Genomic DNA, 6,401 nt, shown 5'->3' with positions numbered 1-6,401 from the left:
GAGTTCTTCTGGCCCTTGCAGATCGGTGCGCGTTTGGTCGTCGCGAAGCCGGATGGTCATCGTGATCCGGCGTACCTGGCCGAGATCATCGCTGCCGAGGGTGTGACGGTCACCCACTTCGTGCCGTCGATGCTCGCGGTCTTCGTCGCCGACGCCGCGGCCGCGCGCTGCGCGTCGCTGCGGATGGTGTTCGCCTCCGGCGAGGCGCTGCCGCCCAAGCCCGCGCATCGTCTGCGCGAGCTCACCGGTGCGGCCCTGCACAACCTGTACGGCCCCACCGAGGCCGCGGTCGACGTCACCTTCCACAAGGTCGTCGACACCGATACCGACACCGTGCCGATCGGCGCGCCGGTGTTCAACACCGAGGTCTACGTGCTGGACGCGCGCCTGCGCCCGGTCCCGGTCGGTGTCGCGGGTGAGCTGTACCTGGCGGGCACCCAGCTGGCGCGCGGCTATGTCGCGCGGCCGGACCTGACCGCCGACCGCTTCGTCGCCAATCCCTTCGAGGACGACGGCGCTCGCATGTACCGCACCGGCGACCTCGTCGCCTGGACCGAGCACGGCGAGCTGGAGTACCTGGGCCGCACCGACTTCCAGGTGAAGCTGCGTGGTCTGCGCATCGAGCTGGGTGAGATCGAGTCGGCGCTGACCGCGCTCGACGAGGTCGCCCAGTCGGTGGTCGTGGTCCGCGGTGATCAGCACACCGGCGATCAGCTGGTGGCCTACGTCATCGCCGCGCCGGGCCGCACCGTCGACATCGAGGACGCCCGCGAGGAACTGGGCACCAACCTGCCCGCCTACATGGTGCCCGCGGTCATCATCGTCCTCGACGAGTTCCCGCTCAACGCCTCCGGCAAGCTCGACCGCAAGGCGCTGCCCGCGCCGGTGTTCGAGGCCGCGGTGTTCCGCGCCCCGACCACGCCGGTCGAGGAGATCGTCGCCGCCACCTTCGCCGATGTGCTGGGCCTGGAGCGGGTCGGCCTCGACGACGACTTCTTCGCCCTCGGCGGCAACTCGCTGACCGCGACCCAGGTCGCCGCTCGCCTCTCGGCCGCGCTGGAGACCGACATCGGCGTGCGCGAACTGTTCGAGGCCTCCACCGTCGCCGGGTTGGCCGCGCGCGCCGAGACGCACTCCGGTACGGACCGTCGCGCCGCGCTGGTCCCGCAGCTGCGCCCCGAGCGGGTGCCGCTGTCGCTGGCCCAGCAGCGCATGTGGTTCCTCAACCGCTTCGACCCCGAGTCCGCGGTCGACAACATCCCGGCCGCCGTGCGGCTGTCGGGCCTGCTCGACCGGCAGGCGCTGCAGGTGGCCGTGGCCGACGTGCTCGCCCGTCACGAGTCGCTGCGCACCTACTACCCGGAGGTCGCCGGCGCGGCCCACCAGGTGATCGTGCCGACCGGCAAGGTCATCCCCGACCTCGCGCCGATCGAGACCACCGGTGCCGAACTGCCGCAGCGCCTCTCGGAGCTGGTGCTCACCGCGTTCGACGTCACCGCCGAGGTGCCGTTCCGGGCCGCCCTGTTCGAGATCAGCCCGACCGAACACGTGCTCGCCCTGGTCGTGCACCACATCTCGGCCGACGGCTTCTCCATGGGCCCGCTGACTCGCGACGTGATGACCGCCTACAGCGCCCGCGTCGAAGGCGCCGAGCCCGCCTGGCGTCCGCTCGAGGTCCAGTACGCCGACTTCGCCCTGTGGCAGCGCGCCGTGCTCGGCGACGAGGACGACGCCAAGTCCGTGATCTCCCAGCAGATCTCGTTCTGGGGTCAGCGGTTGCGCGGCCTGCCCGAGCAGCTGGACCTGCCCGCCGACCGGCCGCGTCCCGCGGTCGCCAGCGGTCGTGGCGCCACCCACACCTTCGAGATCGACGCCGACACCCATGCGGCACTGGCCGAGCTGGCCCGCAGCCGTGGCGCGACGCTGTTCATGGTCGCCCACGCGGCGCTGGCGCTGCTGCTCTCGCGCCTGTCCGGCGAGAACGACATCGCCATCGGCACCCCGATCGCCGGTCGTGGCGAGCGTGCCCTCGACGACCTGATCGGCATGTTCGTCAACACCCTGGTGCTGCGCACCGAGGTCGACGGCGACGCGAGCTTCACCGACCTGCTCGGCGAGGTCCGCGCGGCCGACATCGCCGCCTTCGGCCACGCCGACCTGCCGTTCGAGCGGCTGGTCGAGATCATCAACCCGGCCCGCTCGCAGGCCCGCCACCCGCTGTTCCAGGTCATGCTGGCCTTCCAGAACACCGGCCAGACCAGCCTGGAACTGCCCGGCCTGACCGTCAGCGGCGTCGAGCTGCCGATCGACGTGGCCAAGTTCGACCTGAACGTGGTGCTCACCGAGAAGCCCGCGGAGTCTCCGTCCGGCATCGTCGCCGAGCTGATCTACGCCACCGACCTGTTCGACGCGGCCACCATGGATCGCTTCGGCACCCGCTTCGCCCGCCTGCTGGCCGCGATCGCGGCGGCGCCGGACCGGGCCGTCGGCGATCTCGAACTGCTCGACGACACCGAGAACGCGCTGGCCGTGCTCGGCTGGAACGACACCGAGCGCGCGCTGCCCGGCGCGGGCACCCTGGTCGACGAGTTCGCCCGCCAGGCCGCCGCCACCCCGGACGCGGTCGCGATCGTCGACCCGGCCTCCGGTGCGACGCTGACCTACGCCGAATTCGCCGCGCGCGTGCACCGTTTGGCGCATCGCCTGATCGAGGCGGGCGTCGGCCCGGAGACCCTGGTCGCGCTCGGCCTGCGCCGCGGCGTCGACCTGGTCGTCGCGGCCTACGCCGTGCAGGAAGCCGGCGGTGGCTACGTGCCGCTCGACCTCGACCAGCCCGCCGACCGCATCGCCTACGTGCTGGAGACCGCCGCCCCGGTGGTCGTCCTCACCACGGCGCGCGACGGTTTCGACGCGGGTGAGCTGCCGACGCTGGCCGTCGACACCCTCGAGGTGGCGGCCTACTCCGACGCTCCGGTCACCGACGCCGAGCGGATCGCGCCGCTGCGTCCTCAGCACCCGGCCTACGTCATCTTCACCTCCGGGTCGACCGGTCGCCCGAAGGGCGTCGCCGTGCCGCACGCCGCCGTCGTCAACCAGATCCGCTGGATCACCGGCGAATACGGCATCGGCGCCGACGACGTGGTGCTGTTCAAGACCCCGGCCACCTTCGACGTCTCGGTGTGGGAGCTGTTCGGCCCGCTCAGCACCGGCGGCCGGATCGTCGTGGCGAGCCCCGACGGCCACCGCGACCCGCAGTACCTCGCCGATGTCATCGCGGCGCAGCGTGTCACGATGACCTCGTTCGTGCCGTCGATGCTGACTGTTTTCGCGGGCAGCATCGATGCCGAGGGCGGAGCTCTGTCCTCGCTGCGCGCCCTGCTGATCGCCGGTGAGGCCTTCACCGGCGACGCCGTCGCCGCGCTGCGCAAGGTGAGCGACGCGGCCCTGTTCAACCTGTACGGTCCGACCGAGTTCACCGTCCACGCGACGCACGGCCCGGTCGCCGACCAGGTCGACGGTGCCGTCCCGATCGGCGCACCGGTCTGGAATTCGCGGGCCTACGTGCTGGATTCCCGTCTGCACCCGGTCGCTGCCGGGGTCGCCGGTGAGCTGTACCTGGCCGGCGCGCAGCTGGCGCGCGGCTACTTCGGTCGCGCCGATCTGACCGCCGACCGCTTCGTCGCCGACCCGTTCGGCGAGGACGGCGCCCGCATGTACCGCACCGGTGACCTCGTGCGGCGCGACGAGCACGGTGTCATCACCTACCTCGGCCGCACCGACTTCCAGGTCAAGCTGCGCGGTCTGCGCATCGAGCTCGGCGAGATCGAGGCCGCGCTCACCGCGCACGAGACCGTCGCGCAGGCCGTCGTGGTCGTGCGCTCGGACGCCCGCACCGGCGACCAGCTCGTCGGCTACGTGGTGCCTTCCGCGGGCGCGGCCGTCGAGATCGACACGCTGCGTACGCAGCTGGCCGCGCAGCTGCCGTCCTACATGGTCCCCGCCGCGTTCGTCGCGCTCGACGAGATGCCGCTGAGCGCCAACGGCAAGCTGGACCGGCGCGCCCTGCCCGACCCGGTGTTCGAGGCGCGGGAGTTCCGTGCGCCGAGTACGCCGATCGAGGAGATCGTCGCCGCGACCTTCGCCGAAGTGCTCGGCCTGTCCGGGGACCGCGCCGTCGGCCTCGACGACGACTTCTTCGACCTGGGCGGCAACTCGCTGATCGCCACCCAGGTGGTCGCCCGCCTCGGCGCCGCCCTCGACACCCGCGTTCCCGTGCGCGTGCTGTTCGAGGCGCCGTCGGTCGCCGCGCTGGCCGCCAAGGTGGAATCGCACGCGGGTAGCGGCAGTCGTCGCGAGCTCGTCGCCGGAGCGCGCCCGGAGCAGATCCCGCTCTCGCTGGCCCAGCAGCGCATGTGGTTCCTCAACCGCTTCGACAACGCGACCGGGGTCAACAACATCCCGCTCGCCGTCCGCCTGACCGGCGACCTCGACATCGACGCCCTGCGCCAGGCCGTCGCCGACGTGGTCGACCGGCACGAGGTGCTGCGCACCGTCTACCCCGAGACCGCCGAGGGCCAGGGCGTGCAGGTCGTGCTGCCCGCGGGCCAGGTGCCGATCTCGCTGAGCCCGATCACGGTCGGCGAGGACGAGATCCGCGACCGGATCAGCGAACTGGTGCTCGCCGGGTTCGATGTGACCGCCGAGGTGCCGGTGCGTGCCGCGCTGCTGCGCGTCGCCGGTTCGATGGACGGTTCGCATCCCGACACCCACGTGCTCGTGTTCGTCGTGCACCACATCTCCGGTGACGGCTGGTCGGTGCGCCCGCTGGCCCGCGACGTGATGATCGCCTACGCCGCGCGCTCGCGCGGTGAGGCGCCGGGCTGGGCGCCGCTGCCGGTGCAGTACGCCGACTTCGCGCTGTGGCAGCGCGAGACCCTCGGCGCCGAGGACGACGCGACGTCGATGATCGCGCAGCAGGTCGCCTACTGGTCCGAGCACCTGGCCGGCCTGCCCGATCAGCTCGACCTGCCCGCCGACCGGCCGCGTCCGGCCGTGGCGTCCAACCGCGGTGGCGTGCACGAGTTCTCGATCGACCCGGCACTGGCGGCGAGCCTGAACGCGCTGGCCCGCGAGCACGGCGCCAGCCTCTTCATGGTCGTGCACGCCGCCTTCGCGGCGCTGCTGGCCCGCCTGTCCGGCAGTGACGACATCGCCATCGGCACCGCCGTCGCGGGCCGTGGTGAAGCGGTCCTCGACGACGCGATCGGCATGTTCGTCAACACGCTGGTCCTGCGCAGCGCGGTCGACCCGGCCCAGCCGTTCACCGCCCTGCTCGCGCAGACCAGGGAGAGCGACCTGGCCGCCTTCGGCCACGCCGACCTGCCGTTCGAGCGCCTGGTGGAGATCCTCAACCCGGCCCGCTCGCAGGCCCGGCACCCGCTGTTCCAGGTGATGCTGTCGTTCCAGAACACCGGCGAGGCGGCCTTCGAGCTGCCCGGCCTCGAGGTCGCCGGGGTGCCGCTGGACGTGGTCACCGCCAAGTTCGATCTGCACCTGAACCTGGCCGACCGGCATCGCGAAGACGGTTCCGCCGACGGCATGACCGCCGAATTCGCCTACGCCACCGACATGTTCGACGCCGACACCATCGCCGCGCTCGCGCAGCGCCTGGTGCGGATGCTGACCGCCGTCGTCGCGACGCCGGATCGCGCCATCGGCGAGGTCGAGCTGCTGGCTCCGGCCGAATACCGCCAGGTCGTCACCGACTGGAACGCCACCGCGCACCCGATCGACCCGGCCGCCACGCTGGTGTCGATGTTCGAGGCCCAGGCGCTGACCAGCCCGAACGCGACCGCCCTCACCTTCGAGGGGACGAGTCTGTCCTACGGCGAGTTCGCCGCGAAGGTGAACCGCCTGGCCCGGCATCTCATCGCCCAGGGCGTCGGCCCGGACACCATGGTCGCGCTCGGCATGCGCCGCTCGCTCGACCTGGTGATCGGCATGTACGCGGTGAGCGTGGCCGGTGGCGCGTACGTGCCGCTGGACCCCGACCACCCGGCCGAGCGCACCCACTACGTGCTCGAGACCGCCGCGCCGATCTGCGTGTTGACCACGGCCGCGGACGACGTCGACGCGGGCTCGACGGTCGCGCTGCGGATCGAGAGCCTGGACCTGTCGGGGTACTCCGCGGCGCCGGTCACCGATGCCGAGCGCCTCGCCCCGCTGCGTCCGTCCAATACCGCGTATGTGATCTTCACGTCGGGTTCGACGGGTCGTCCGAAGGGTGTGGCGGTCAGCCACGGCGCGATCGTCAACCGTCTGGTGTGGATGCAGGCGGCTTACGGTCTGACCGGCGACGATGTGGTGTTGCAGAAGACTCCGGCCACGTTCGACGTGTCGGT

Annotated in this window: 1 protein-coding gene; it reads left to right on the top strand. The window is 71.9% G+C overall.

What is annotated here, in order from left to right:
• On the top strand, positions 1-6,401 hold a 6,401-nt coding region (locus ATM97_RS00170), incomplete at both ends, for a non-ribosomal peptide synthetase (RefSeq protein WP_218715853.1).

The organism is Nocardia sp. MH4, assembly GCF_019266065.1.
GTDB lineage: Bacteria > Actinomycetota > Actinomycetes > Mycobacteriales > Mycobacteriaceae > Nocardia > Nocardia canadensis.
The sequence above is the reverse complement of the archived record's forward strand: the minus strand, read 5'-3'. Positions and strand labels throughout refer to the sequence as shown.